Source organism: Dactylosporangium sp. McL0621 (assembly GCF_049995355.1).
Taxonomy (GTDB): Bacteria; Actinomycetota; Actinomycetes; order Mycobacteriales; family Micromonosporaceae; genus Dactylosporangium.
In genome coordinates, this window is sequence record NZ_CP188259.1 from 9,367,811 (window position 1) to 9,392,635 (window position 24,825).

General features: G+C 72.0%; 23 protein-coding genes and 1 pseudogene. 16 read left to right on the top strand and 8 right to left on the bottom strand.

Annotated elements, in window-relative coordinates; genetic code table 11:
* The first annotated feature begins 7 nt into the window (after window positions 1-7).
* From ACPPVO_RS44555 to ACPPVO_RS44580, 6 genes are read left to right on the top strand one after another with little or no spacing between them, the layout of a single operon-like run.
* Window positions 8-889, top strand: a complete 882-nt coding sequence (locus tag ACPPVO_RS44555; protein WP_426504591.1) for an amidohydrolase family protein — start codon at window positions 8-10, stop codon at window positions 887-889.
* A 13-nt stretch (window positions 890-902) separates the two neighbouring features.
* Window positions 903-1,352: a DUF3237 domain-containing protein gene (locus ACPPVO_RS44560; protein WP_426504593.1), complete on the top strand. Its 450-nt coding sequence runs from the start codon at window positions 903-905 to the stop codon at window positions 1,350-1,352.
* Between the two features lie 9 nt (window positions 1,353-1,361).
* Complete coding sequence (locus ACPPVO_RS44565) at window positions 1,362-2,915, top strand: ATP-binding cassette domain-containing protein (protein ID WP_426504595.1); 1,554 nt, start codon at window positions 1,362-1,364, stop codon at window positions 2,913-2,915.
* Window positions 2,912-3,802, top strand: coding sequence for a branched-chain amino acid ABC transporter permease (locus ACPPVO_RS44570; RefSeq protein ID WP_426504596.1), 891 nt, complete (start codon window positions 2,912-2,914; stop codon window positions 3,800-3,802). Before ACPPVO_RS44565 ends, ACPPVO_RS44570 begins: the two co-directional genes overlap by 4 nt.
* Complete coding sequence (locus tag ACPPVO_RS44575; protein ID WP_426504597.1) at window positions 3,795-4,943, top strand: branched-chain amino acid ABC transporter permease; 1,149 nt, start codon at window positions 3,795-3,797, stop codon at window positions 4,941-4,943. The genes ACPPVO_RS44570 and ACPPVO_RS44575 overlap by 8 nt, the downstream gene beginning before the upstream one ends.
* Window positions 4,834-6,069: an ABC transporter substrate-binding protein gene (locus ACPPVO_RS44580; protein ID WP_426504599.1), complete on the top strand. Its 1,236-nt coding sequence runs from the start codon at window positions 4,834-4,836 to the stop codon at window positions 6,067-6,069. The genes ACPPVO_RS44575 and ACPPVO_RS44580 overlap by 110 nt, the downstream gene beginning before the upstream one ends.
* 64 nt (window positions 6,070-6,133) lie before the next feature.
* Here ACPPVO_RS44580 and ACPPVO_RS44585 read toward each other — a convergent pair whose 3' ends face one another.
* On the bottom strand, window positions 6,134-7,657 hold the full coding sequence (locus tag ACPPVO_RS44585) for an MFS transporter (protein WP_426504601.1): 1,524 nt from the start codon (window positions 7,655-7,657) through the stop codon (window positions 6,134-6,136).
* A gap of 109 nt (window positions 7,658-7,766) precedes the next feature.
* Between ACPPVO_RS44585 and ACPPVO_RS44590 the strand changes: the two genes are divergently transcribed.
* Window positions 7,767-8,339: a TetR/AcrR family transcriptional regulator gene (locus ACPPVO_RS44590; protein ID WP_426504602.1), complete on the top strand. Its 573-nt coding sequence runs from the start codon at window positions 7,767-7,769 to the stop codon at window positions 8,337-8,339.
* A 212-nt stretch (window positions 8,340-8,551) separates the two neighbouring features.
* Here the strand turns inward: ACPPVO_RS44590 and ACPPVO_RS44595 are convergent, their stop codons facing one another.
* The gene (locus ACPPVO_RS44595) at window positions 8,552-9,055 is read right to left on the bottom strand and encodes a hypothetical protein (RefSeq protein WP_426504604.1); all 504 of its coding nucleotides are present in this window, start codon (window positions 9,053-9,055) and stop codon (window positions 8,552-8,554) included.
* Window positions 8,980-9,906 carry a glycoside hydrolase family 71/99-like protein gene (locus ACPPVO_RS44600; protein WP_426504606.1) on the bottom strand — a complete coding sequence of 309 codons (927 nt, stop codon included), beginning with the start codon at window positions 9,904-9,906 and terminating at the stop codon, window positions 8,980-8,982. Before ACPPVO_RS44600 ends, ACPPVO_RS44595 begins: the two co-directional genes overlap by 76 nt.
* Window positions 9,907-10,210: 304 nt before the next feature.
* On the opposite strand from ACPPVO_RS44600, the gene ACPPVO_RS44605 reads away from it, so the two are divergent.
* Window positions 10,211-10,663, top strand: a complete 453-nt coding sequence (locus tag ACPPVO_RS44605) for an RICIN domain-containing protein (RefSeq protein ID WP_426504608.1) — start codon at window positions 10,211-10,213, stop codon at window positions 10,661-10,663.
* Window positions 10,664-10,668: 5 nt separating this feature from the next.
* Here the strand turns inward: ACPPVO_RS44605 and ACPPVO_RS44610 are convergent, their stop codons facing one another.
* Window positions 10,669-13,377 (bottom strand): ATP-binding protein, encoded by a 2,709-nt coding sequence (locus ACPPVO_RS44610; RefSeq protein ID WP_426504610.1) that lies wholly within the window; start codon window positions 13,375-13,377, stop codon window positions 10,669-10,671.
* A gap of 134 nt (window positions 13,378-13,511) precedes the next feature.
* Here ACPPVO_RS44610 and ACPPVO_RS44615 point away from each other — a divergent pair, with 134 nt between their 5' ends.
* Window positions 13,512-14,012 (top strand): RICIN domain-containing protein, encoded by a 501-nt coding sequence (locus ACPPVO_RS44615; RefSeq protein WP_426504611.1) that lies wholly within the window; start codon window positions 13,512-13,514, stop codon window positions 14,010-14,012.
* Window positions 14,013-14,124: 112 nt separating this feature from the next.
* On the opposite strand, the gene ACPPVO_RS44620 is transcribed toward ACPPVO_RS44615, so the two are convergent.
* Window positions 14,125-14,589: a MarR family winged helix-turn-helix transcriptional regulator gene (locus tag ACPPVO_RS44620; protein WP_426504613.1), complete on the bottom strand. Its 465-nt coding sequence runs from the start codon at window positions 14,587-14,589 to the stop codon at window positions 14,125-14,127.
* 108 nt (window positions 14,590-14,697) lie between these two features.
* Between ACPPVO_RS44620 and ACPPVO_RS44625 the strand changes: the two genes are divergently transcribed.
* Complete coding sequence (locus ACPPVO_RS44625; RefSeq protein WP_426504615.1) at window positions 14,698-16,113, top strand: DHA2 family efflux MFS transporter permease subunit; 1,416 nt, start codon at window positions 14,698-14,700, stop codon at window positions 16,111-16,113.
* Window positions 16,114-16,198: 85 nt separating this feature from the next.
* Here ACPPVO_RS44625 and ACPPVO_RS44630 read toward each other — a convergent pair whose 3' ends face one another.
* Window positions 16,199-16,543: a helix-turn-helix domain-containing protein gene (locus tag ACPPVO_RS44630; protein WP_426504617.1), complete on the bottom strand. Its 345-nt coding sequence runs from the start codon at window positions 16,541-16,543 to the stop codon at window positions 16,199-16,201.
* Here ACPPVO_RS44630 and ACPPVO_RS44635 point away from each other — a divergent pair.
* The 4 genes and pseudogenes from ACPPVO_RS44635 to ACPPVO_RS44650 all read left to right on the top strand — a co-directional run bounded on the left by ACPPVO_RS44635 (window position 16,530) and on the right by ACPPVO_RS44650 (window position 19,594).
* On the top strand, window positions 16,530-17,222 hold the full coding sequence (locus tag ACPPVO_RS44635; protein ID WP_426504619.1) for an MBL fold metallo-hydrolase: 693 nt from the start codon (window positions 16,530-16,532) through the stop codon (window positions 17,220-17,222). The two genes, ACPPVO_RS44630 and ACPPVO_RS44635, sit on opposite strands and share 14 nt — an antisense overlap.
* Window positions 17,223-17,342: 120 nt before the next feature.
* Window positions 17,343-17,981 (top strand): annotated as a pseudogene (locus ACPPVO_RS44640) (alpha/beta fold hydrolase); the annotation flags it as partial.
* Between the two features lie 183 nt (window positions 17,982-18,164).
* Window positions 18,165-18,995 (top strand): alpha/beta fold hydrolase, encoded by an 831-nt coding sequence (locus ACPPVO_RS44645; RefSeq protein WP_426514812.1) that lies wholly within the window; start codon window positions 18,165-18,167, stop codon window positions 18,993-18,995.
* Window positions 18,992-19,594 (top strand): alpha/beta fold hydrolase, encoded by a 603-nt coding sequence (locus ACPPVO_RS44650; RefSeq protein WP_426504620.1) that lies wholly within the window; start codon window positions 18,992-18,994, stop codon window positions 19,592-19,594. The genes ACPPVO_RS44645 and ACPPVO_RS44650 overlap by 4 nt, the downstream gene beginning before the upstream one ends.
* A gap of 24 nt (window positions 19,595-19,618) precedes the next feature.
* On the opposite strand, the gene ACPPVO_RS44655 is transcribed toward ACPPVO_RS44650, so the two are convergent.
* Window positions 19,619-19,969 (bottom strand): LppU/SCO3897 family protein, encoded by a 351-nt coding sequence (locus ACPPVO_RS44655; protein WP_426504622.1) that lies wholly within the window; start codon window positions 19,967-19,969, stop codon window positions 19,619-19,621.
* 225 nt (window positions 19,970-20,194) lie between these two features.
* Between ACPPVO_RS44655 and ACPPVO_RS44660 the strand changes: the two genes are divergently transcribed.
* Complete coding sequence (locus ACPPVO_RS44660) at window positions 20,195-20,635, top strand: hypothetical protein (RefSeq protein ID WP_426504624.1); 441 nt, start codon at window positions 20,195-20,197, stop codon at window positions 20,633-20,635.
* 150 nt (window positions 20,636-20,785) lie between these two features.
* Here ACPPVO_RS44660 and ACPPVO_RS44665 read toward each other — a convergent pair whose 3' ends face one another.
* Window positions 20,786-22,306 (bottom strand): ArnT family glycosyltransferase, encoded by a 1,521-nt coding sequence (locus ACPPVO_RS44665; protein ID WP_426504626.1) that lies wholly within the window; start codon window positions 22,304-22,306, stop codon window positions 20,786-20,788.
* Window positions 22,307-22,672: 366 nt separating this feature from the next.
* Here ACPPVO_RS44665 and ACPPVO_RS44670 point away from each other — a divergent pair, with 366 nt between their 5' ends.
* Window positions 22,673-24,586, top strand: coding sequence for a hypothetical protein (locus ACPPVO_RS44670; RefSeq protein ID WP_426504628.1), 1,914 nt, complete (start codon window positions 22,673-22,675; stop codon window positions 24,584-24,586).
* The last annotated feature ends 239 nt before the right edge of the window (window positions 24,587-24,825 follow it).

Genomic DNA, 24,825 nt, shown 5'->3' on the forward strand with positions numbered 1-24,825 from the left:
GCCACGCATGAACGGGTACCGCGGCCCCGATCCCGCCACTGTGGACGCCATCGACTTCCACGTCCACGCCGAGCGGGCCGACGACGGGCACCAGAGCCTGCCACCGGCCCACATGGCGGCGTCGGCGAAGTACTTCAAGACGGAGGGCGGCCGGGCACCGGCGATCGACGAGATCGCCGCACTGTACCGCTCGCGGCGGCTGGCCGCGGTGCTGTTCACCGTCGACTCGGAGTCGGTGACCGGGCACCCGCCCATACCCAACGAGCACGTGGCCGCGGCCGCCGCGCGGCATCCGGACGTGTTCATACCCTTCGCCAGCATCGACCCGCACCGCGGCGCGGACGCGCCGGAGCAGGCCCGCCGGCTGGTGGCCGAGCACGGGGTCCGCGGGTTCAAGTTCCATCCGAGCCTGCAGGGGTTCACCCCCGACGACCGGATGGCGTACCCGCTGTACGAGACGATCGCGGAGCTCGGCGTACCGGCACTGTTCCACAGTGGACAGACGGGGATCGGCGCCGGGATGCCCGGCGGGGCCGGGATTCGCCTCGGATACTCCAACCCGATGCTGCTCGACGCCGTCGCCGCCGACTTCCCGGAGCTGACCATCGTGCTCGCGCATCCGTCCTTCCCCTGGCAGGACGAGGCCCTCGCGGTGGCGACGCACAAGGCCAATGTGTACATCGACCTGTCCGGCTGGGCCCCCAAGTACTTCCCGCCGCAGCTCGTCACGTACGCCAACGGCCCCCTGCGGCACAAGATGCTCTTCGGCACCGACTACCCGCTGATCAGCCCGGACCGCTGGCTGACCGAGTTCGCCGCGCTGCCCATCAAGGACGACGTCCGTCCCCTGATCCTGAAACACAACGCGCTACGCGTCCTGGGCACCTGAGAGGGGCGGCGACGTGCATCTCGAACCGCTGGCCACCGTCCGCGTCGAGCTCGCACCCGGGCTCGACGTCGGCCCGACGCCCGGGGGCCGGCGGCGGGTGTTCCCGATCGCCGGCGGCTCGTTCACCGGCCGGGCGTTCGCCGGCACCGTCCTGCCCGGAGGCGCCGACTGGCAGCTCGTCCAGCCCGACGGCACCGCCGTCATCGACACGCGGTACATGCTGCGCACCGGCGACGGCGCCCTCGTCTACATCCAGACTCGCGGCTTCCGGCACGGCCCGCCCGAGATCCTCCAGCGCCTCGCGGCCGGCGAACCCGTCGACCCGGCCGCCTACTACTTCCGGCTCTCCCTGCGCTTCGAGACGGCCGCCCCGGTGTACGCCTGGCTCGCCCGCACGATCGCCGTCGCCACCGCCCGGCGCGAACCCTCCGCCGTCGTCTACGACGCCTACACGCTGACCTGAAAGGCTGCCATGCTGGACATCCGCGACCTGAGCATCGCGTACCAGGGCACCATCGCCGCCCTGCGGGGCGTCAGCCTGACCGTGCCGGAGCGCGGCATCGTCGCGCTCGTCGGCAGCAACGGCGCCGGCAAGACCACACTGCTGCGCGCGGTGAGCCAGAACCTGCGACGGCACCAGGGCCGGATCACCGGCGGGCACATCCGCTTCGACGGCAAGCCGTTGCCCGGCCGCGGCCCCGAAGGCCCGTTCCGGCTCGGCATCGTCCAGGTCCCGGAGGGCCGGCGGATCTTCGGCACGCTGACGGTCGAGGAGAACCTGCGCCTGGCCGCCGCCGCCGCGGGCGGCCGCCGGGACCGGGGCGTCCTCCAGCACGTGTACGACACCTTTCCCGAGCTCGCGGACCGCCGCCGGCAGCGCGGCCTGCTGCTGTCCGGTGGCGAGCAGCAGATGCTCGCGATCGGACGGGCCGTGGCCGCGGTACCGCGGCTGCTCCTGCTCGACGAGCCGACGCTCGGGCTGTCCCCGCAGGCCGCCGCGCGCGTCATGGCCGCCGTACGACAGCTCAACGCCGGCGGGGTCGCGGTGCTGCTCGTCGAGCAGAACGCGGCCATCGCCCTGACGATCGCGCAGCACGCATACGTGCTGGAGCTCGGGCGGGTGTCGCTCGACGGCCCGGGCGAACGGCTCCGCGAGAACCCCGAGGTACGCCGGCTCTACCTCGGCGGCTCCGCGGCGACCACCGCGGCCGACCCGGGTCCCGCGCCGGCATCGCCGCCGGCGACACCGCCGCCGGCGTCCGCACCGCAGCTGGTGGTCCGGAACGTGACGGTCCGGTTCGGCGCGGTCGCCGCGCTGGCCGAGGTCGGGATGAGCGTTGCGGCGGGGACCATCCACGCCGTCATCGGACCCAACGGCGCCGGCAAGTCGACGATGCTCAACGTGCTGTCCGGGCTGTACCGGCCGGCGGCGGGCGACATCCGGTTCGACGGTCACGACCTGACCAGCATGCCGCCGCACGCCATCGCCCGCCTCGGCATCGCCCGGTCGTTCCAGAACGTGGCTCTGTCCAGCCGGCAGACTGTCCTGCAGAGCCTGCTGCTCGGCTGCCATCAACGCATGACCGCCGGTCCGGTGCGCACCGGGTTGCGGCTGCCCGGCGCGCGCCGGGAGGAGCGGCGCGAGCGGGCGCGGGCCGAGGCCGTGGCCGAGCGCTTCGGCCTTGCCGGCCTGCTCGCGCGACCGGTGGCGCACCTGTCCTACGGCGACCGGAAGCGGGTCGACCTGGCCCGGGCCATGTGCGCCGAGCCGCGGCTGATGCTCATCGACGAGCCGGTCGCCGGGCTCAACGCGACCGAGACCGGGACCGTCGCCGAGCTGATCCGCCGGGTGCGCGACGAGGCCGGCGTCACGGTCGTCCTCGTCGAGCACGACATGCCGATGGTGATGCGCCTGGCCGACCGGATCACCGTCCTGGACTTCGGCCGATGCATCGCCGACGGTACCCCGGCGGAGATCCAGGACGACCCCGGCGTGCTGCGCGCGTACCTGGGGGTCCCGGCATGACCCAGCTGCTGTCGATGCTCGTCACCGGGCTGTCCACCGGCGCGATCTACGCGCTCGTCGCGCTGGGCCTGGTGCTGCTGTACAAGGCCGCCGGGGTGGTGAACTTCGCGCACGGTTCGCTGCTGCTCCTCGGCGCCTACGTGACCGCGCGAACCTGGGAGCCGCTCGGGTTCCCGATCGCCGCCGGCCTCGGCGTGCTCGCCGCGGCCGCCGGGGCCCTGCTGGTACAGCGGCTGCTCGCCCATCCGATGCGCGACGCCGCACCGGTCGAGCTCGCCATCATGACCATCGGGGTGGACATCCTCCTCGCCACCGAGCTGAACCGGCGGATGGGGCCGGACATCATCGTGCTCGGCCATCCGTGGGGCGGCTCGGCCGTTCGGATCGGCGACGTCGCGGTACCGGCCAACCGCATCATCGCCCTCGGCGTCGCCGCCGTCATCATCACGCTGTTCCTGCTCGCGTTCCGCCTGACCGACTGGGGCGCGGCGATGCGGGCGGCGGCCGAGGACCAGGAAGCCGCGGCACTGGTCGGCGTCCGGCTGCGGCGCGTCGTCACGGTGAGCTGGCTGCTCGCCGGAGCCCTGGCCGCCGTCGCCGGGATCTTCCTGGCCGGGTCCCCGACCCCCGGGCTGACGCCGGCCGTCGGCGTCATCGCGTTGCGGGCGCTCCCCGCCGCCATCCTCGGCGGGCTCGACTCGACCACCGGCGCGCTCGTCGGCGGCCTCGTCGTCGGCGTCACGGAGTCGCTCGCGGCCGGCTACCAGGACGAGCTGGCCGTGCTCGGACGGGGCTTCGACCAGGTGGTGCCGTACCTGGTGATGATCGTGGTCCTGCTGGTCCGGCCGGCGGGGCTCTTCGGCACCCGGGCGGCGTCCCGTGTCTAGGCCGGGCGCGCACGCCGGCCGCGCCGTCGCCGCGTGGTCGGCCATCGGGCTCGCGGTCCTCGTCGGGCCGTACTACCTGGACGAGTTCTGGCTGCAGCTGGGGGTCACGGTGGCGGCGGCCGGCGTCGGCGCCATCGGGCTGACGCTGCTCACCGGCACGGCCGGTCAGCTGTCGCTCGCGCACGGATTCTTCCTCGGCGTCGGCGCGGTCACGTACTGCGTCCTCGCCGCGCCCGCCGGCGGCGACCTGGCCGGCCTCGGCCTGCCCGCACCGGTCGCCGCACTGGCCGGGGTGGTGCTGGCCGGCCTGGCCGGGCTCGCGTTCTCCCCGATCGCCGCCCGGCTGCGCCACATCTACCTCGGTATCGCCAGCATCGCGCTGGTGTTCCTCGGTGAGCACGTCCTCAACGTCGCGGAGCCGCTCACGGGCGGGTTCAACGGACGGCTCACCCCCGATCTCGTCGGCGACACCGTCATCGTCGTCGCCGACGTGCCGTTCGGCAAGTACGAGAAGCTCTGGTACGTCGGCGGCGTCACTCTCGTACTGGCCGCGGTGTACGCACGCAACCTCGTCGCCGGTCGGGTCGGGCGGGCGCTCGTGCTCGTGCGCGACAGCGAGCCGGCGGCCGCGGCGGTCGGCATCCACGTCCAGTCCTACAAGGCCCTCGCGTTCGTGATCTCGTCCATGTACGCCGGCCTCGCCGGTGTCCTCAACGCCGTCGCGATCGGCAGCATCGCGCCCCAGTCCTTCGCCCTGGACGTCTCGGTGCTGTACCTCGTGATGGTCGTGATCGGCGGGCTCGGCTCCATCGGTGGCGCGGTCTTCGGTGCCGCCGTGGTCACCGCACTGCCCGTCCTGCTCCAGGAGTACGCGTCCGACCTGCCCTTCCTCGCCCAGCCGGGCAGCGGTGGCATCACCGCCGGCCACGCCGCCCGGTACACGTTCGGCATCGCCGTCATCGCGGTGGTGCTCGTCCGCGCGACCGGAACCAAGCGCCTCCGCTTCCGTCAGACACCCCCCAGGAGTCCTCATGAACAGCACCAGCCGCCTGCTGGCGGTCGCCCTGGCGGCGACGCTCAGCCTGGCCCTGAGCGCGTGCAGCGGGAAGGCCAACCAGGCGAGCTCCGGCTCGACCGGTGACCTCAAGACCGACATCGGCGTCACCGGCAACCGGATCAGCCTCGGCGTGCTCACCGACCTGACCGGGCAGTTCGCGCCGCTGGCCACGGAACTGACCAATGCCGAGAAGTTGTACTGGGAGGAGCGCAACGCCGCGGGCGGAGTCTGCGACGGCCGCTACCAGGTCGACCTCGACGTCCGCGACCACGGATACAACGTGCAGAACTCGGTCACGCTCTACGCGAGCATGAAGACCAAGAACCTGGCCTTCGAACAGATCCTCGGCTCGCCCATGAACGCGGCGCTCTCGGCCGACATCCAGAAGGACGGCGTCGTCACCCTGCCGGCCAGCTGGGCGCCGGTCCTGCTGAAGAACCCGCTCATGACGGTCGTCGGCGCGACCACCGACCTCGAGGTGGTGAACCTGCTCGACTACCTGCTCGACCAGAAGCAGCTCACCGCCGGCGACGCGATCGGCCACATCTACTTCGAGGGCGAGCTCGGCGAGAGCGGCCTCATCGGCTCCAAGAAGGTCGCCGCCGCGCACAACCTCAAGCTGGTCGAGGCGAAGATCAAGCCCACCGACACCGACATGACCGCCCATATCACCACGATGAAGGCCCAGGGCGTCAAGGCCATCGTCATGTCCACCAGCAGCGGGCCGCTCGCCTCCGCGGCCGCCGTGGCGTCCGCCCAGGGCATGCAGGTCCCGTTGCTGGGCAACACGCAGACGTTCGCCCCCGGCACGTTGAAGACGCCCGGCGGCGCCTACCTGAAGGCCCACTTCCTCGGCGCCCAGCCGGTCTCGCCGTTCGACCAGGCGGCCTCGAAGGCGATCCTGGACAAGTACCTCAAGAAGTTCACCGGCACCAACCCGACACTGCAGATCTCGTACGGATGGGCGCGCGCCGACGTCATGCGGCAGCTGCTGGAGCGCGCGTGCGCGGCGCACGACCTGACCCGGCCGGGGCTGGTGAAGGCCCGGCAGTCGCTGGCGAAGGTCGACACCGGCGGGCTGGCCCCGGTGCTGGACTACAGCACCGCGGGCGCGCCGCCGACGTACGAGTCGTACCTCATGAAGGCCGGCGACGCCCCGGGCGGCCTGACCCTGGAGAAGGGCCCGTACCGAGGGGCCGACGCCACGTAACGGCTGAGCCGCGCTCCACCGCCGGCACGGACGGTGGAGCGCGGCCGCTCAGGCCGGGATGGCGTCACCGGTTGGACGGTACGACCTTCCAGGCGATGACGGCCGAGACGAGCAGCAGCACCGCGGCGATGATCGACGTGAGCTGCATGCTGTGCGCGAAAGCGTCCCGGGCGCCGGCGAGAATCTGGGCCTGCGGCCCGGCTCCGGTCAGGGCCTGCGTGCCGGCCGCCAGTGACTCGGTGACGGCCCGGCGGCCCGGGTCCGGCAGGCCGCTCAGGTCCGGCAGGCGGTCGCGGTAGAAGACGGTGTGCAGGGTGCCGAGCAGCGCGATACCCAGCGCCACACCGAGTTCGTAGGACATTTCGGAGATCGCCGAGGCGGCCCCGGCCCGTTCGCCGGGCACGGCGCCGAGGATGGCGTCGGTGGCGGCGGTGTACGCGATACCGACGCCGAGGCCGATCACCACCAGGGCCAGCGCCAGGCCGAGGTACCCCCGAGACCCTTCGGCCACGGCGAGCAGGCCGAAACCGGCCGCGGTGAACAGCAACGACGCACCCAGGGCGTTGCCGACACCGAGGCGGGTGATGACGCGCACGGCCACGACGACCACCGCGATCGACGCGACGGTGCCCGGAAGTTCCCGGAACCCGGCCTGCAAAGGCGAGTAGCCGCGGACGAGCTGCAGGTACTGCGAGAAGAAGAACAGCAGGCCGCTGAAGGCGAACACGGCGACCATCGACGCGAGCACCGTACCGGTGAAGGCCCGGCTGGCGAAGAGCGTGACGTCGACCAGCGGCGTCCGCAGGGTGCGCTGCCGGCGCACGAAGACCACCGCGGCGACGATGCTGCCGGCGGCGGCGAGCAGGCCGGCGGCGTCGATGCCGGTACTGGCCGCCTGTTTGACCGCCCACACCAGCGGCACGATCGCGGCGACCGACAGCGCCGCGCTGGCCAGGTCGAACCGTCCCGGGTTCGGGTTGCGGGACTCGGGCACCACCAGCGCGACGCCGGCGAGGACCAGCAGCATGATCGGCAGGTTGATGACGAAGACCGACCCCCACCAGAAGTGCTCGAGCAGGACGCCGCCGACCAGCGGGCCCAGCGCCGCGCCGCCGGAGGCGCCGGCCGACCACACCGCGACCGCACGGGTGCGCTGCTTCGGATCGGTGAAGATGTTGCGCACGATCGACAGCGTCGACGGCATGACGGTGGCTCCGGCCACCCCGAGCAGCGCCCGGGCGGCGATCAGCCAGCCCGCGGTCGGCGCCAGAGCGGCCAGCAGCGAGGCGGCACCGAAGACGGCGGTGCCGATGAGCAGCAGGCGCTTGCGCCCGATCCGGTCGGCCAGCGTGCCCATGCTGATGAGCAGGCCGGCCAGCGCGAAGGAGTAGGCGTCGCCGATCCACAACACCTGCGTCGAACTGGGGGCCAGCTCGGCGGTGAGCGCGGGCAGCGCCAACGCCAGCACGGTCGCGTCCACCGCCAGCAGCGTCACCGCCAGGGCGAGTGCGGCCAGGGCCGCCCACTCCCGGGCCCCGGCCTCCGCGATCACCGGTACCTCGACCGGAGCGGGCATGCACGTCGTCATGCCTCGACGTTACCGACCATATGGTCGGCAGTGCAAACCATATGGTCAGTTCGTACACTGTGAGCTCGGACGCGCAACAGCCGTCGGACGATGCCATCGGGGGGTACGGGTGCAGGGTCGGGAGCGGGACACTGCCAGGACGCGCAGGGTCGTCCTCGACGCCGCCACGGAAGTCGTCGGCAAGCGCGGCTCCGGGGCCAGCGTCGACGCGATCGCCCAGGCCGCCGGGGTCTCCAAGGGCGGGCTCCTGCACCACTTCAAGTCGCGCGAGCAGCTGCTGCTCGCCCTGGCCGAGGACCTCGCCGAGCAGTTCCGGGCCGCGGTGCACGCCGCCGTCGACCCCCGCGACAACGCACCCGGCCGACTGGTGCGCGGCTACGTCAACGCCACCTTCGACGACCTGCTCGACGGCTCCGCCGCCTCCGAGCACGCCGTCCTCGTCGCCACGCTCGCCACCGCACCCGGCGTCGCCCAGGTACTGCGCCGAGACACCCAGCAGTGGGTCGAGGCCTTCGAAGCCGACGGCCTGCACCCGCAGCGCGTCCTGCTGATCGTCCGGGCGGCCGACGGCGCGTCAATCGCCGGACTGTCCGAGGGCGGCACCGACCCGGAGGAGATGGAACAGTCCCGGCAGCTGCTCCTCGCCCTCAGCCGGCAGGACGGTCCGCTCATCGAGCTCTGAAGAAGGCGCACCCCCGCCGCTCCAGCGCGGCGACGATCGCTGCGGTCGCGTCGACCTCGCCGAGCACGCTGTGCCGGTGCGCCGCCGGGCTGGGGTCCGCCATCGCGTCAGTCGCGCAGATCCGCGGGGGGCTCGGGTCGGTTACACGCCGACCGTTCGAGCTCGCGCAGCAGGCCGTAGCCGACGACGGCGTAGGCCACGATCCGGCCGGGTCACAGGAGGTCGAACTGCTCCCACTGGCCGATCGCCGTGCGGTTGGCGATGAGCGGGGCGGCGCCCGCGTTCTCCGCGCACACGTACCGGCCGTTGGCGGCGGCCTGGAGGCTGACGGTGCCGTTGGCGTTCTGGATCACCTTGAACGTCTCCCACGGTCCGACCGCGGTGCGGCTGGCGACGAGCGCGGCCGCGCCCGCGTTCTCCGCGCACACGTACCGGCCGTTGATCCGGGCCCGCAGCGCGATGCTGCCGCCGCCGAGGTCGATGCGGTCGAACTGCTCCCACGACTGGGCCGTGGCCGCGTTGGCCTGCAGGGAGGAGGCGCCGGCGTCGCGGGCCGAGACGAAGAGGTTGTTCGCCCGGGCGCGCAGCGAGACCACACCGGTCGGGGCCGCCACCACCGGCTGGGTCGGACGCACCGCGGTCAGCGGGGCCTGGCCCTTGAACATGCGGCCGCCGTCGGCGGTGATGCGCAGGTAGTAGTCCGAGGAGCAGGCCACGCCGTCGGCGTCGAGGGCCGGGTGGCCGAAGTCGGCCGGCTGCAGCGAGGCGTTCTCGGCCGTCTTGGCGATCTGGTTGCCCTCGTTGAACTCGTCGAACATGGGCGCCACCACGTCGGCACGCCGCCGATGACGTAGCAGCCCTGCGCCTTGAACCAGTTGATGACGTCGAGGCACGGCCCCGGGGTGAACGGGCGGCCGTCGTCGCTGAAGCCGAAGCCCCAGATGCACACCACCGGCTTGCCGTTCTGGCGGGCGTAGGCGGGCGAGGACGTGTAGGCCGACATCTTCGCCGACCAGTCGGTCTTGAGCTCCGACTGCATGTTCGTCCAGCCGCTGACGTCGTACATGATGTAGAACTTCCGCCCGGTCGCCTCGGCCGCCTGGCGGACCTTCACGGTCATCGCGTCGCGGGTCGGGCCCTCGCCCCCGAACGGGTTGAACCGCTGCAGCGCGGCGGTGTCGACGCCGTACTGCTGCATCCACTTGAAATGCGTGTCGACCGTCTGCTGGTCGTAGGAGGAGAACAGCCGGGCCGGCTGGCCGTTGCCCAGGTTGGCGTACGCCGTCGGGTACCCCTTGGTGAACTCCCGCATGTCCGGCCACGACACGATTGTCGTGTTGCCCGCCGACGGGGCCTGGCCGCCGTTGCGGCTCCAGTGCCACCACTGGTTGATCGGCGCACCGTCGCCCGGGCAGGCGAACCAGCCCTGGTAGCCGACGGCGATCTTGCCGACCACGTCACCGGGGGCGCTCGCCGCTTCGGCGGTGCCCATGGAGAGGTAGCCGGCCGCGCCCAGGCCCGTGGCGGCGAGCCCGGACGCGAGCACCTGACGTCGAGTGAGACTCATGAGGTTCCTTTCGGCGCGGTACAGGAGCGCGCCGATCGCACCTGCTGGGTCGATTGCCCCCGAATCTCACCGACGTCGATGCGTCTTGTCAACTTTTTTCATCCGATGATTCGGTACCGAATCAAGAAATAACGACCTTCTAAGGTTACCGGTCGGCCTTATTGATCGGATCTGAGCTTCGAGGGAGGTGGGATGCGGATTCGGAGTGACCGTGTCAGGGCGGTGAAAGCGTCCTGAAAGTCGGATTTGGCAACGTCCCTCCCAGCAGTGATCCGATCCACCGGTACACGGGAGGAAGCACAGCGTGCGATTGGGAAGAATAGCGGCGATGGTCGCCGCGGCGGTCATGGTGAGCGTGACGGTGTTCGCGCCGGCGGCGCACGCCGACACGGTGCAGCAGTGGGAGACCCGCTGGAACACCGGGTGCCTGGCGTCGGGCACGGCTCGGGTGGTGTACGTCGAACGGGACTGCAACCCGATGGACGCCCGCCAGCGCTGGCACATGCGGTACTACGCCGACGGCACCGTCCGGTTCATGAACGAGTACACCACCATGTGCCTCGACGACAGCGAGTACGGCGTGCGCGGGTGGGGCTGCAACGACCTGGCCTACCAGAAATGGAAGGTCAACGGCTGGGGCAACGGCTGGTACGAGCTGCTGAACCAGTACACCCACCATTGCCTGGACGTCAGCGAGTACGGCGTGCGGGACATCGGGTGCAACGGGATGACGTACCAGCAGTGGAAGGTGTGGTGACGGGCTCAGACCCCCGCGATCGCCGCCTCCAGCGCCGGCACCCGCGGGTCAGATAGCTCGCGCATCGCCTCCAGGGCGGTTCGCCAGCAGCCGCGGGCCATCTTCGGATGGCCCGCGGCGAGCAGCGTGTCGCCCAGGTCGACGAGCAGGTTGGCCTCCTGCCGGCGGTGGCCGAGCCGGCGCAGCGTGGCCGCGGCCAGCCGCAGCGAGCGGACCGACTCGGCGTAGCGGCCGGCGGCGGCGTAGGCCCGGCCGAGGTTCTGCTCGTTCCAGGCGCCGATCTCGGTCTCGCCCAGCTCGTGGAACAGCTCGGCGGCCCGGCGGTGGCACTCGACGGCCCGGTCGTGCTCGCCGAGGGCGACGTTGGCCATGCCGAGGTTGTCGAGGTTCAGTGCCACCCCCCGGCGGTACCCGTCCCGCTCGCACATCTCCTGCGCGGCCCGGCACAGCTCGCGCCCGTACGCCGGGTCGCCGACGCTGATGCGCGCCAGGCCCAGGTTGCCCAGCGCCATCGCCTCGCCGTAACGGTTGCCCATCGAGCGGAAGCGGACCAGCGCCCGGGCGAAGCAGTCCTCGGCCCGTGCGAAGTCCCGGCGGTCCAGCAGAATGCAGCCGAGGGAGTTCCGGGTGTACCCCACCCCGGCCCGCTCCTCCGCGAGCTCGGCGGCCCGCACCGCCGCCTCGAGGAACTCGACGCCGTCGCGCCACGGAATCCGCCGGTCGAGGAACGTCGTCATCGCGATCGCGATGCGCCAGGCGTACCCGGGCCGGCCGTGCGCCGCCGCCCACGCCACGACGGCCCGCAGTCCGTCGTACTCCTCCTCGAACCACGCCATCGCCGCGGCCTGATCAGCGAAGGTCCGCGGCGCCGTACGGGGCGTGTAGGGGACGAGGAAGTCGCGCAGGCGGTTGGGCATCAGGGTCGTGTCCGCGCTGACCGCGGTGTGCAGGTACCACTCCAGCAGCCGGGTCGTCGCCGCTTCGTCGCCGGGCCGTTCGGCGGCGTACAGGCGGATCAGGTCGTGCAGCTCGTAGCGGTCAGGTCGCGGCTGCTGCACCATGTGCGCCGCCACGAGCTGGTCGAGGGCGCGCTTGGCCTCGGCCGGCGGCCGGTCGGCCAGGGCCGCGGCGGACTCCAGCCCGATGGTGCCGGCCGGGTGCCGGCCGAGCCGGTCGAGCATCGCCGCCGCGTCCGGGCCGAGCGCCTGGTACGACCACGACAGCGCGGCCCGCAGGTCGGTGTGCGGGTCGCCCTCGCCGGCCCCGAAGTTGTCCAACCGGGCCTTCTCGTCCTGCAGGGCGTGTACCACCTCGGCGAGACTGCCGGCCCGGTGCGCGCGTTCGGCGACGATGGCCAGTGCCAGTGGCAGCCCGGCACACAGCTCGATGAGACGGGCGGCGGCGCCGGGCTCGGCGGCCAGCCGGTCGGCCGGGATCGCGGCCGAGAGCAGCCCGGCCGACTCGCCGGCCGAGAGCCGGTGCAGGGTCACGCGGTGCGCCCCGTCCCGGATGGACAGCCCGCGCAGCTGGCTGCGGCTGGTGACTATCACAAGGCCGCCGGAGCCGGGCAGCAGCGCGCGCACCTGATCGGCGTCGCGGGCGTTGTCCAGCACGAGCAGGACCCGCCGGTCGGCCAGGGTCGTGCGCAGCAGGGCGGCCCGCTCCTCGACCCCGGGCGGGATGAGGTCGCCGGCCACCCACAGCCCTCGCAGCAGCGTGGCCAGCGCGGCCGCCGGAGTGACCGGCTGGCCGGGGCCGTAGCCGTTGAGGTTGAGGTAGAGCTGCGCGTCGGGGTACCGCCCGGCGATGCGGTGCGCCCAGTGCACGGCCAGGGTCGTCTTGCCGGTGCCGGGCGCGCCGTCGAGAGCGACGATGGCGGTGGGGCTCTGGTCGGTCCCGCACAACCGGTCCAGCTCGGCCAACTCGGCTTTCCGCCCGCTGAAGCGGGCGATGCCGTGCGGAAGCTGCCGGGGCCGCGGGCCCTTAGCCGCCGGTGTCGCGGCCGGCTCCTGCAAGATCGAGCGGTGCAGGTGCTGCAGCTCCGCGCACGGATCGATGCCGAACCCCTCCCGCAGTGTCGTGCGAATCCGGGTGTACGCGTCCAGGGCCTCGGCCCGCCGGCCCGACCGGTGCAGGGCGACGATGAGCCGGTGCCACAGCGACTCGCGGGTCGGGTGGCCGTCGGCGAGGCCGCGCAGCTCGGCGACCAGCCGGTCGGGGGGTCCGGCGTCGAGCTCGAGGTCGATGCGGCGCTCGGTGGCGGCGAACCACTCCTCGTCGAGGCGGGGAATGATCTCGCGATCCAGCCAGACCGACTCGACGCCGGTGAACGGCCGGCCCCGCCACAGCGCCAGGGCCGCACGCAGCAGCCGGAGCTCCTCGTCATGTCCGGCGCCGTCGCGGGACCGGCGCAGCAGCTCGCGGAACCGGTGCAGGTCGAGGTCGTCGAGCGGGACATCGAGCCGGTAGCCGCCGCGCGCGGCGGCGGTCTGGATCAGGTCGCGGCCGAGAAGCCGTCGCAGCCGGGTGACGTAGGTGTGCACGGTGCCACGCACGCTGTCAGGCTCGCCCTCGGGCCACAGCCGCTCGGCGAGCGCCTCGATCGTCACCGGCCGTCCGGCGGAGAGCAGCAGCGCGACCAGCAGGATGCGCAGCCGCCCCGGCGGCACGAGCACGTCGCCGGCCTCCCACGGGCCGAGCACCCTGAACCGCACGGTGGTCAAGCATAGACGCCGGCGTTACGCACTGTGTCGATGCGTACGGGCTTGACAGACGCGTGACAGGATCATGAAAGTCCGCCGTCCTACAGTCCCGGGGCATGTCCACTCGACCTCGACGAATGTCACGAATGCTCATCCGCGCCGGGGTCGCGCTCATCGCGGTGGCGGCGTCACTGACGTTCGCGGCCGCGCCGGCCCGGGCGGCCGCGGGCAACACCAACATGACCCCGGTGGCGACACTCTGGGCGGAGTGCCTCGACATCGGCTCGAACGCGCCCGGAACTCCTGTCGGCCTGTTCGGCTGCAATCGAGCCGCCCTCAGCCAGGAATGGTGGTGGAACTGCTCGCAGCCGAACTCGATGTGCCTGGTCAGCTCACCCTCCAGCGGCTACAGCCAGTGCTGGGACCTGCGCTCCTACGCCACCGGCTCGTACGTCATCCTGAACTACTGCAACTCGTCCCTGGCCAGCCAGCGCTGGACCATCAGCGCCAACAAGATTGTCAGCGCGGGCAGCAACGGCCGGATGTGCCTGGACCTGCGCTCCTACGATGCGCGCACGCTGGTCGGGCTGAACGCGTGCAGCGACGGGCTGGCCAGCCAGAGATGGTTCTGGCGCACGACCTCCTGACGGCGGCGCAGCCGTAGCCGGCCCGCGGCGTGGATCGGCTCACGGAAGTCAGGCGATAGGCAACCGGCACCGGGTGGGCCGGTCCGCACCGGCGACGTACGGCGCGGGCGGCTCACTCGAGACCGGGACCGCCGGCCAGCACCCGGTGGGCCAGGCTGGTCAGCGTCGCCACCTCGTCCGCGGTCAGCGGGGCGAAGAACTCGGCCGTCACCTCGGCCACGATCTCGTCCGCCCCGGCCAGCTCCTCCCGGCCCCGCGGCGTGACGGCCAGGATGTAACGACGCCGGTCGGTGGCGTCGCGGGTGCGCGAGACCAGCTCCTGCGCCTGGAGATGGTCGACGACCGTCACCATGTCCGCGCGATCCACGCCGAGCCGTTCGCAGACCTGCTGCTGCGACAGTGGCGCGAACTCCGCGATGCACGCCAGCGCGGCGTACTGGTGCAGGTTCAGCCCCCGCTCGGCGAGCCGGGGGGCGATCATCCGCTTGGCGTCGCCGTGCACCCGGCCGAGCAGCCACGTCGGCCATTGCCGCAGCCGCGCCGGGACCTCGTCGATCGACCTGGGCTCCATGGGCATCCCACCACGATAGTCGAAACCGCGGGTTGATTTAATCATTGGTGACTCCTACTATTGGCGCTGCCCGCAATGAACGCCTGCGGTTCGCGCTCGATACCCGGAGGACTGATGTCACAGGTCGAGACCCCTGCGGCCGTCACCACACCGCCCCCAATCCCGGCCGCCGTCTGGCGGCTGGCCGTTGTGATCGTGTTCGGCGCCTTCATGTCCACTCTGGACACCTCGGTGGTCAACGTCGGGCTGGATCGGATGGCGCACAGCCTGGATACCCCGCTCGCCACGACGCAGTGGGTGGCCAGCGGCTACCTGCTGGCGCTCGCCGCGGCCATGCCGGTGACCGGCTGGCTGACCCGGCGGATCGGCGCCCGGCCGGTGTGGCTGGCGGCGCTGGCGAGCTTCACCCTGATCTCCGGCGCCTGCGTGCTCGCGGGCAACATGAGCGAGCTGATCGTGCTGCGGGTCCTGCAGGGCGTGGCGGGCGGCATGCTGGTGCCGGCCGGGCAGATCATCCTCGCGCGCGCCGCCGGCCCGGCGCGGATGGGGCGGGTGATGAGCACGGTCGGCATCGCCGTGGTGCTCGCCCCGGTGATCGGGCCGGTGCTGGGCGGGCTGCTCATCAACCTGTCCTGGCGCTGGCTGTTCGCGATCAACCTGCCGATCGGAGCGGTCGGCCTGATCGCCGGGCTGCGCCGGATCCCGCGCCAGCCGCCGGTCGGCACCGGCCGGCTGGATCTGATCGGCGTGGTGCTGTCCGGCGCCGGTCTGTCCCTGTTCACCTACGGCGTCATCGTCGCCGGCCAGCGGGGCGGCCTGGACTCGGCCGGTGCGATCGGCGGTCTGGCCGGCGGGGCACTGGCACTGACCGTGTTCGCGGTGCGGGCGCTGCGGATCCCGGCCCCGCTGCTCAACCTGCACCTGTGGCGCAACCGGGGCTTCAGCGCCGCGCTGGCGGTCGGCTTCTTCGGCGGAGGCGCGCTGTTCGGCGTGCTGGTGCTGATGCCGCTGTACTTCGAGATCCAGCGGGGCCAGAGCACGGTGGCAACCGGCCTGCTCATGATCGGCCAGGGCGTCGGCGCGGCCATCACGATGCCGTTGGCCGGCCGCCTGACCGACCGGTTCGGCGGCGGCATCGTCAGCATGGCCGGGCTGTCGATCACCGCGATCAGCATCGTGCCGCTGGCGCTGATGGGCGCCCACACCAGCCTGGTCGCGGTCGAGGCCGTGACCGTCCTGCTCGGAGTCGGCCTGGGCTTCAGCCTCATGCCCGCGGCCGCCGCCGCCTACGGCGCGATCTCACCCGACCAGCTGGCCGACGCGACACCGCAGCTCAACGCCGTGCAGCGCGTCGGCGGTTCGATCGGCACCGCGCTCTGCGTCGTCGTGGTCAGCCGGGGGCTGTCCGCACACCACGCGCCGGTGACCGCCTTCCACGCGGGCCTGTGGTTCCTGTTCGCGGCCACCGTGCTGGCGTTGCTGCCGGCGGCGGTACTCACGCGAGTGCTCCGGCGCCGACCGGCCCACTGATCCGAGGCCTTCCGGTCCGGCCGGCGGCGCGGCGTTCCCGCGCCGCCGGGTCCCGGCCGCTCGACGCCCGACCGGCCGGCGGAACCTAGCCCTTCGCCGCCCGGGGTTCGTGGTCGCCTCGCGCGGCGTTGGTCTGCTGCCACTCGGTCGGGCTCACGTCATAGGCGTCGCGGAAGCGGCGGGCGAAGTGCCTGGCGTCCTTGAAGCCCGATGCGTGGGCGGTCCGGCTGACGGAGCCGGCGCCGGCCGGCATCCGGGCGAGGTCGGAGCGGGCGCCGTCGAGGCGGCCCCGCATGACCCACTCGGCGAGTTGCTCGCCGTGCGCGGCTAAGGCGGCGTACACGGCTCGTACCGAGACGGTGTGCGCGGCGGCGAGGCGTGCCGCGCTCAGGTCGCGGTCGCGCTGGTGGCTGCGGATGAAGGCGGTCATCCGGAAGAAGAGGCTGGGGCACCAGCTCCCGCAAGCGCACCGGCCCCGCCCTCGACCCCCGCGACATCGGACCGGTCGACGCCGTCCTGCTCACGCACGAGCACCACGCCGACAACCTCGACGAGCGGGGCCGCGCCCTGCTGGCCGGCGTCCCGGCCGTCATCACCACCCACGCCGGGGCCCGGCGGCTCGGCGGCCGGGCCCGCGGCCTGCGGCCGTGGAACACACCGAGCTCACCGCGGCCGACCGGCCGCCGATCACCGTCACCGCCACACCGTGCCGGCACGGCCCGCCGCTGAGCCGCCCCGTCGCCGGACCGGTGGCCGGGTTCGCGCTGCGCTGGGCCGGCCAGGAGCACGGGGTCTTCTGGGTCACCGGCGACACCGTCCTGTTCCGCGGCCTGCGGCGGGTACCGCGCCGCATGACGGTCGACACGGTGCTGCTGCACCTGGGCGCGGTCCGGTTCCCGCTCACCGGCCGGCTGCACTACAGCCTGACCGCCGCCGAGGCCGTCGAGCTGTGCACGCTGGTCCAGCCGCGCACCATCATCCCGGTGCACTGCGAGGGCTGGTCGCACTTCACCCAGGGCCGCGAGGCGGTCGAGCAGGCGTTCGCGGCCGCTCCCGACATGCTCGGCGAACGCCTGCACTGGCTGCCGCTGCCGCCCGCGGGCCGCTGATCGACCCGCGCCGGCGCCGTACGCAACCGCCGTCCGACCGTCAACCTGCGGATACCCGCGGCGGCCCGGCTCCCGCAGCGTGGTGGCACACACCGATCGACGTTGAAGGGAACGACAGCCATGCCGACCACCCGCCGAACGCTGATCACCGGATCCGCGGCGGTCGCCACCGGCGCCCTCCTCGGAGCGCCCGCGGCGTCCGCCCAGACCCGCCCGCCGGCCGCGGCCAAGCCGACCGTCGTGCTCGTGCACGGCGCGTTCGCCGACGCCTCCGGCTGGAACGACGTCGCCCGCAACCTGCAGTGCGACGGCTACAGGGTCATCGCGCCGCCCAACCCGCTGCGCGGCGTCTCGGCCGACTCCACCTATCTGGCCAGCATCCTGGCCACCCTCCCCGGTCCGCTGGTGCTTGTCGCGCACTCGTACGGCGGGATGGTCATCACCAACGCCGCCACCGGCAACCCCGGCGTCAAGGCCCTGGTCTACGTGGCCGCGTTCGCCCCGGACCAGGGGCGAGACGCTGCAGGGGCTGCAACTGAAGTACCCCGGAAGCAAGCTCGGCGAGACGGCGCTGGACTTCCGGCCGTACCCCACCCCGGACGGAGCCGGCAGCGTCGACGGTTACGTCAAGACCGACGCCTTCCGCGACGTCTTCGCCGGCGACCTGCCCAGCGCCACCACCGACGTCATGGCCGCGACCCAGCGCCCCGGCGACGTCCACACGCTGCTCGAGCCGTCCGGCGCGCCGGCCTGGAAGACCATTCCGTCGTGGTACCTGGTGGCCCGCAACGACAACCTCATCCCGCCCGCCGCGCAGCGGTTCATGGCCCAGCGGGCCGGCGCGCACACCACCGAGGTCAACGCGTCCCACGTCGCGATGCTCTCCCAGCCCCGCCTCACCACCGACCTCATCAAGACCGCCGCCCGCTGAAAGGAGCGACGATGTACGTCACCACCACCGACGGCGCCTCCATCTTCTACAAGGACTGGGGCAGTGGCCGCCCCGTCGTGCTGTCACACGGCTGGCCGCTCAACTCCGACAGCTGGGAGGCGCAGGCAATGTTCCTCGCCTCGAACGGCTACCGGGTGATCGCGCACGACCGGCGCGGGCACGGGCGGTCGACGCAGACCTGGCACGGCAACGAGATGGACACCTACGCCGACGACCTCGCCGCCGTCGTCGACGCCCTCGACCTGCGCGCGGCGACCCTTGTCGGGTTCTCCACCGGCGGCGGCGAGGTGGCCCGCTACATCGGCCGGCACGGCGCCGCCCGGGTCGCGCAGGCGGTGCTCGTCTCCGCGGTACCACCGTTGATGCTGCAGACCGCCGACAACCCCGGCGGCGTACCGATCGCGGTGTTCGACGCCATCCGCGCCGGTTCGCTCGCGGACCGGTCCCAGACGTACCAGGACCTCGCCGACGGGCCGTTCTTCGGCCACAACCGGCCGGGCGCGAACGTCTCGCGGGGCATCCGCGACGCGTTCTGGCTGCAGTCGATGGCGTCCGGGCACCGCAACGTCTACGAATGCATCGCCGCGTTCTCGGCCACCGACTTCCGCGGCGACCTCGCCGGCTTCGATGTGCCGACCCTGGTCATCCACGGCGACGACGACCAGGTCGTGCCGTTCGAGGCCGGCGGCATGGCCTCGGCCGCACTCATCAAGAACGCCGAGCTGATCGTGTACCCCGGCGCCCCGCACGGCATCACCGACACCCACAAGGAGCAGCTCGGCCAGGACCTGCTCGCGTTCCTGAAGGAGCACGAGGCATGAGCACCATCATTCTGGTCCACGGCCTGTGGGTCACCCCGCGCAGCTGGGAACGCTGGGTGCCGTACTACGAGGCCAAGGGGCACACCGTGCTCACCCCCGCCTATCCCGGCTTCGACGTCGAGGTCGGGGCGCTGCGGGCCGACCCCACCCCGATCGCCACCGTCACCGTCCCGGAGACCGTGGCGCACCTGGAGAAGATCATCACCGACCAGCCCGAGAAGCCGATCATCATCGGCCACTCGTTCGGCGGCACGCTCACCCAGCTGCTGCTCGACCGCGGCCACGGCGCCGCCGGCGTCGTCATCGACTCGGCCCCGCCGGAAGGCATCCGGGTCACCCCGCCGTCGCAGATCAGGTCGCTGTTCCCGATCCTCAACAATCCGGCCAAGCGGCACCAGGCGGCCGGATTCACCCCGGCGCAGTTCCACTACGCGTTCTCGAACACCCTGTCGGAGGAGGACTCGCTGGCGGCCTACGAGAATGACGCTACGAGCCGGGAAAGCGGCCGGACGTGGCACCGGAGGCGACACTTGGGCAGCGCCGCTGGTACCGGGGTACCAGCGGCGCCTCGGGGTTCCTTCAGGGTCGGGGCCGGCTGACGGCCCGCGGCGCCCGTGGGGGTTCTACTTGTCCTTCAGGCAGAGCAGCGTGCCCTTCTGGCCCGACTTGCCCTCCCAGTACGTGTTCGTCGCGTCGGCCCACTGGTCGCACACGCCCTCCGCGCTGGCCTCGCTCTCGGTCTTGCTCTCGACGCGGCCGAGCACGGTGAAGTTCGCGTCGGCGCTGTCGCACTTGACGATCGCGAGGTCGTTGCCGCCCTTCCTGTGCAGGCAGTCGCCGACCTTGGCGTTCAGGGCATCGTCGCGGCTGAGGTACCAGCCGACGCCGCCCAGCACGACCAGGACGACAAGCGAGATCACCAGTCGCGGGATCTTGATGCCCTTTTTGGCCGGCTGCTGCTGGGATGTGGTCATGGTGTTGTTGCCTCCCGTTGAATAAGTACCGGGTAGGCGTACCGGGTCAGCACCGGTTCGTCGAGGGTTTGTCCGCATCCTTCTCCGTAACGTTGATCTCCTTGCACGGGCTGTCACAGCGCGGGCACGTTCGGGATCGCCGGTGCGTAAAACGGCCTGGTGGCGCCGGTGGGGTGAGCCCACCCTGGTGCCGACCGCATGACCGCTCCGTTGAAGGAGACGCATATGAACAGGGTGCGCAAGGTACTGCTGACCGCCGCGGCCGCGCTGCTCACCGTCGGCGCCGGGGTGGACCCCGCCCGCGCCGACACCGCGGAGTCGTATTGCCTGATCGAACTCGTCTCGCTGACCGCGGCCAACCTGTGGCACGACGGCGGCAAGGACTGGATCTGGTTCGTCATGGACGGCTATTACTTCCCGGGCAACAACAAGTCCGTCCCGTTCTACCAAGGCACCAGCCAGACCTCCGGCGCGTTCGGCAACGCGAACGAGCTGCTGCAGCGGGGCACCGGACCCGTGACGCTCCAGGTGGTCCTCGACCGGACCTGGCCGACCGCCAACGTGGTGATCGACTCGAACCAGGTGTCCTGCTCGTTGGGCAACGGTCAGACACTGCGGTTCAGCGACGGCGACGCCACCTACAACCTGACGTACAACGTGAACTGACGCGGTCACCACGCTCGAGCAGCGCAACCGGATCGCCGCCAGCGGGGCGTCGATCGACGGCATCGAGGACGGCGTCGACAACGTGACGATCCGGCAGACCTGAGCCGGCGGAGGGTCCGCCCGCGCGGGCGGGCCCTCCCCCGACGTCGTTCAGTCGTAGTGCCGCAGCCGGGGCCACAGCTGGGACCACGGCTCGCGGAGGCCGGTGCACAGGTAGACGTGGCCCCCGGACTCGATGTTGCGGACGCCGTAGGGGTTGGTGACGGTGGCCACCTCACGGACGTCGGTGAAGAAGCGACCCAGATAGCCGGTGTACCCCGAGGCGGTGCCGGGCGCCACGGCGATGACGGTCGTGGCGCCCGGGTTGCCCGGTCCCCACCACCATTGACTGTTGTGCCCGCTCACCGCGGTCGGCAGTCCCCGGCCGCGGCCGAGCTCGTTGACGGCGGCCGCCTCGCTGTAGTTCTCGGTGAAGATGACGGCGGCGGCCCGCTGCGGCGGCGGCAGGGACGTCCAGACGGTACCGACGGTGTCGACGAGCTCGGGCCAGCCGATCGTGTCGGTGAGGGTCGCGTCCATGGCGTGCCGGGGGCCGATACCGGTGGGCGGCAGGACGGGCAGCAGGAGCGCGGCGAAGACGGCCGTGCCGAGCGCGGTCGCGACGGCGAGAATCCGGATCCGCCGCCGCCGTGCGTACAGCCAGCCGTCGACGGCCACCGCGCCGGCCGCGAGCAGGTACACGTAGGCGCCCATGAGGTAGTACACCTTCACGCCCGTCGTGACGGCGTACAGCACGAACAGCAGCCCGTAGGCCCAGACCAGCGCCCGCCACAGGGGGCGCCCGGTGCGCCACAGGTGACGCAGGCCGGCGGCCCACACCCAGACGAGGGCCAGGCTCGCCATGAGCAGCTGGCCGACGACCCACACCGGGGCGTTGGGCAGACCGCCGTTCTCCTGGTTCAGCTTCCGGGTCATCTCGATCGTCGCCCAGCCGTGCTGGGCCTGCCACCAGATCTCGGGCCCGGCGAACGCGGCGGCGATCGCGACCCCGCCGGCGAACCAGCCGTTGAACAGCAGCCGCCGCCCGCCGCTGAGCAGGGCGCCGGCGACGACGGCGAACGCGAAGAAGGCGGCCTGGTGATTGTTCGCCAGCCCCAGACCCGCGACCAGGCCGGCGAGCAGCCACCACCGCGGTTCGCCGGTACGCCCGATCCGCGCGACGACGAACGCGAGCGCGGCCAGTGCCAGCACGGCGTACGGCGTCGTGTTGGCAACGTGCGCGGCGGCCCACAGCGCGGGCATGGTGGCGGTGGCGACCGCCGCGAACAGTTGCACGCGGCGCGCACCACCGAACTCGCGGGCGGTCAGCCCGCCGATCACCACGGTCGCCCCCGCCGCCAGCGCCGGCCACAGCCGCAGCCCGGGAAGCCATTCGCCGAACAGCTCCAGCGACACCCGGGCCAGCAGCGGGGCCAGCATCGGCTGGTCGACGTAGCCGGCCTGCAGGTGCCGGGCGCAGTCGAGGAAGTACAGCTCGTCGCGCTGGAACCCGTACCGGGTCGACAGGGCCATCAGCACGGCGAAGACGACGCCGCCGACCGCGAGCACCCGCCGGTCGAACGCGGCGACGCCGACCGGCGGGGGCGCCTCGGTGGTTCTCAGGACATCCACCGCTCCAGGCTGTCAGCGGTCACCGGGTCACGCATGCGCCGCACGGCCGATTTCATGGTCGCAGACCGGGGTACACCAATCGGAGGAGGCGGGTCATCCTCGCGCACGAGCCGGCCCCGGAGCGAGCCGTACCGCCATGCGGCGCCGCAGCCGGCTGTACACCATTACGTACCGCCGTACGGTTTATTGATTTGCGCATATCGCATTTACGCCAATCAAAGCGACAAGTTTCGCCGCCCGGCTTTCCCGTCGATGGTTTCGGGTCAAGACTGGGCGATGGCCCATCGTGGAACGTTGATACCCGACCGGGACGCTGCGGCGCGTTGGGTCGTCGGCATCCTCCATTCCGCTGACGAACGGAGACCCATGTCCACACGACGCGGTGTGGTCGCGGCGGCGGCGTTAGCCACCGTCCTCGGCTCGCTCACCCTGCCGGGCAGCGCATCAGCGACCCCGGCGCCCAGCACCAGGCACGTGCAGAAGGTCGGGACCGGCTCGTACAAGGTGACCGGCACCGGCACCGGCGAACCCGCCTCGATCAACACCGAACTACCCCGCGACGCCGGCCCGGAGGCCAACGAGCTGACCCGCTCGACCGCGCGCCGGCCGGCCGGCGCGCACCGCAGCCTCGCCGGGGCCCGGAGCGCCGGGCCGGCCGGACCGGCCACCTCCGGCGGGGTGATCCGCAACGGCCCGCAGCTGCTGCACAGCTTCGACGGGCTCAACCAGCGCGACCAGCGCACCGCCAACAACGGCAACCAGTTCACCATCGAACCGCCCGACCAGGCGCTGTGCGTCGGCAACGGCCACGTCGTGGAGGCGGTCAACGATGCGTTCCGGGTGTTCAACGCCGACGGCACCGGCCAGACCGGCGTGGTCGACCTCAACACCTTCTACGGCTACCCGCCGGTGCTGGACCGCACGACCGGGATCTACGGCCCGGAGCTGACCGACCCGACGTGCCTGTTCGACCCGGCCACCCATCAGTTCTTCCTGGTCGTGCTCACCCTCGAGTCGACCCGGGACGGCGATCTGACCGGTGCGAACCACCTCGACATCGCGGTGGCCGCCGATCCGACCGGGACCTGGAACATCTACCGTCTCGACGTCACCGACGACGGCACCAGCGGCACCCCGGTCCACCCGAACTGCCCGTGCATCGGCGACTACCCGCACATCGGCGTGGACGCCAACGGCTTCTACATCACCACCAACGAGTACGCGTTCTTCGGCACCGAGTACAACAGTGCGCAGATCTACGCCTTCTCGAAGCGGGCCCTGGCCCGCGGCGACGCCGACGTCCTCGTCACCCAGCTCGACACCACCGGCGCCGACCGTGGCCGCAACGGCTTCACCGTCTGGCCGGCGCAGTCGCCGGTCACGTCCGACTACGAACGCGCGGCGGGCGGCACGGAGTACTTCCTGTCCTCCAACGCCGCCGAGGAGGCCACCGGCACCGGCGACTACGTCTCCGACAGCATCGTGACGTGGGCGCTGACCGGCACCAGGTCCCTGGACAGCGCGTCGCCGCGGCTCGGCCTGAGCAACACCAGGGTCGGGGTGCGGCAGTACTCGCTGCCGCCGGCGGCGAACCAGAAGCCCGGTCCCGCGCCACTGCTGGAGTGCCTCAACGACGACCCGTGCGCCACGTTCCTGCTCGGCGCCCCGGACCCGTTCAAGCCCGAGGTCCTGGCCGCGCTGGACAGCAACGACACCCGCATGCAGCAGGTCACCTACACCGGCGGCAGGCTTTACGGGGCGCTGGACACGGCGGTGAGCGTCGGCGGGGCCACGAAGGCCGGCATCGGCTGGTACATCGTGCGGCCCGGTCTGCGCGGCGACTCCGTGCGGGCCGACCTGACGGCACAGGGGCAGCTCGGCCTGGCCGGCAACAATCTGACGTACCCGGCGATCGGCGTCAACGCCGCCGGCCGGGGCGTCATGGCCTTCACCCTCGTCGGCGACGGCTACTTCCCGTCGGCGGCCTACGCCGCGTTCGACGGCCGCACCGGCGCCGGCACGATCTACCTGGCCAAGGCCGGCCTCGGCCCGCAGGACGGCTTCACCGGCTACAAGGCCCTGGTGGGCGATCCGCCGCGGCCGCGGTGGGGTGACTACGGTGCCACCGCCGTCGACGGCAGCAACATCTGGATCGCCAGCGAGTACATCGGCCAGACCTGCACCCTGGCCCAGTACGAGGCGACGCCGTTCGGCAGCTGCAACGGCACCCGCACCGCCCTGGCGAACTGGGGCACCCGGATCAGCCTGATCAAGCCGTAACCGCCCGACGTACCCGCGCCGGACCGTCGCCCCATGGCGGCGGCCCGGCGCGGGAGCGCTCAGCGCAGGCCGTTGTCCAGCCGCATCGTGGACGAAAGGCCGGCTCAGCCATGGAGATCGGTCGATGCCGACGGCGGCGCCTTGAAAGTTGCGGCAACAGGCGACAAGCAGGTGACAGCGCGGCCGTTACCAAGGGCTATATTGTGCGCCGATCTGCCCGATTTCCAGCCCGCCGAGGT

Excerpts from the sequence above, each read along its gene's own strand:
- ACPPVO_RS44555 (WP_426504591.1), top strand. The coding sequence starts at position 8 with ATGAACGGGTACCGCGGCCCCGATCCCGCCACTGTGGACGCCATCGAC.
- ACPPVO_RS44585 (WP_426504601.1), bottom strand. The coding sequence starts at position 7,657 with ATGACGACGTGCATGCCCGCTCCGGTCGAGGTACCGGTGATCGCGGAG.
- ACPPVO_RS44630 (WP_426504617.1), bottom strand. The coding sequence starts at position 16,543 with ATGACCGCCTTCATCCGCAGCCACCAGCGCGACCGCGACCTGAGCGCG.
- ACPPVO_RS44660 (WP_426504624.1), top strand. The coding sequence starts at position 20,195 with ATGAACAGGGTGCGCAAGGTACTGCTGACCGCCGCGGCCGCGCTGCTC.
- ACPPVO_RS44615 (WP_426504611.1), top strand. The coding sequence starts at position 13,512 with ATGCTCATCCGCGCCGGGGTCGCGCTCATCGCGGTGGCGGCGTCACTG.
- ACPPVO_RS44645 (WP_426514812.1), top strand. The coding sequence starts at position 18,165 with ATGTACGTCACCACCACCGACGGCGCCTCCATCTTCTACAAGGACTGG.
- ACPPVO_RS44565 (WP_426504595.1), top strand. The coding sequence starts at position 1,362 with ATGCTGGACATCCGCGACCTGAGCATCGCGTACCAGGGCACCATCGCC.
- ACPPVO_RS44620 (WP_426504613.1), bottom strand. The coding sequence starts at position 14,589 with ATGCCCATGGAGCCCAGGTCGATCGACGAGGTCCCGGCGCGGCTGCGG.
- ACPPVO_RS44635 (WP_426504619.1), top strand. The coding sequence starts at position 16,530 with ATGAAGGCGGTCATCCGGAAGAAGAGGCTGGGGCACCAGCTCCCGCAA.
- ACPPVO_RS44650 (WP_426504620.1), top strand. The coding sequence starts at position 18,992 with ATGAGCACCATCATTCTGGTCCACGGCCTGTGGGTCACCCCGCGCAGC.
- ACPPVO_RS44655 (WP_426504622.1), bottom strand. The coding sequence starts at position 19,969 with ATGACCACATCCCAGCAGCAGCCGGCCAAAAAGGGCATCAAGATCCCG.
- ACPPVO_RS44570 (WP_426504596.1), top strand. The coding sequence starts at position 2,912 with ATGACCCAGCTGCTGTCGATGCTCGTCACCGGGCTGTCCACCGGCGCG.
- ACPPVO_RS44670 (WP_426504628.1), top strand. The coding sequence starts at position 22,673 with ATGTCCACACGACGCGGTGTGGTCGCGGCGGCGGCGTTAGCCACCGTC.
- ACPPVO_RS44625 (WP_426504615.1), top strand. The coding sequence starts at position 14,698 with ATGTCACAGGTCGAGACCCCTGCGGCCGTCACCACACCGCCCCCAATC.
- ACPPVO_RS44580 (WP_426504599.1), top strand. The coding sequence starts at position 4,834 with ATGAACAGCACCAGCCGCCTGCTGGCGGTCGCCCTGGCGGCGACGCTC.
- ACPPVO_RS44600 (WP_426504606.1), bottom strand. The coding sequence starts at position 9,906 with ATGAGTCTCACTCGACGTCAGGTGCTCGCGTCCGGGCTCGCCGCCACG.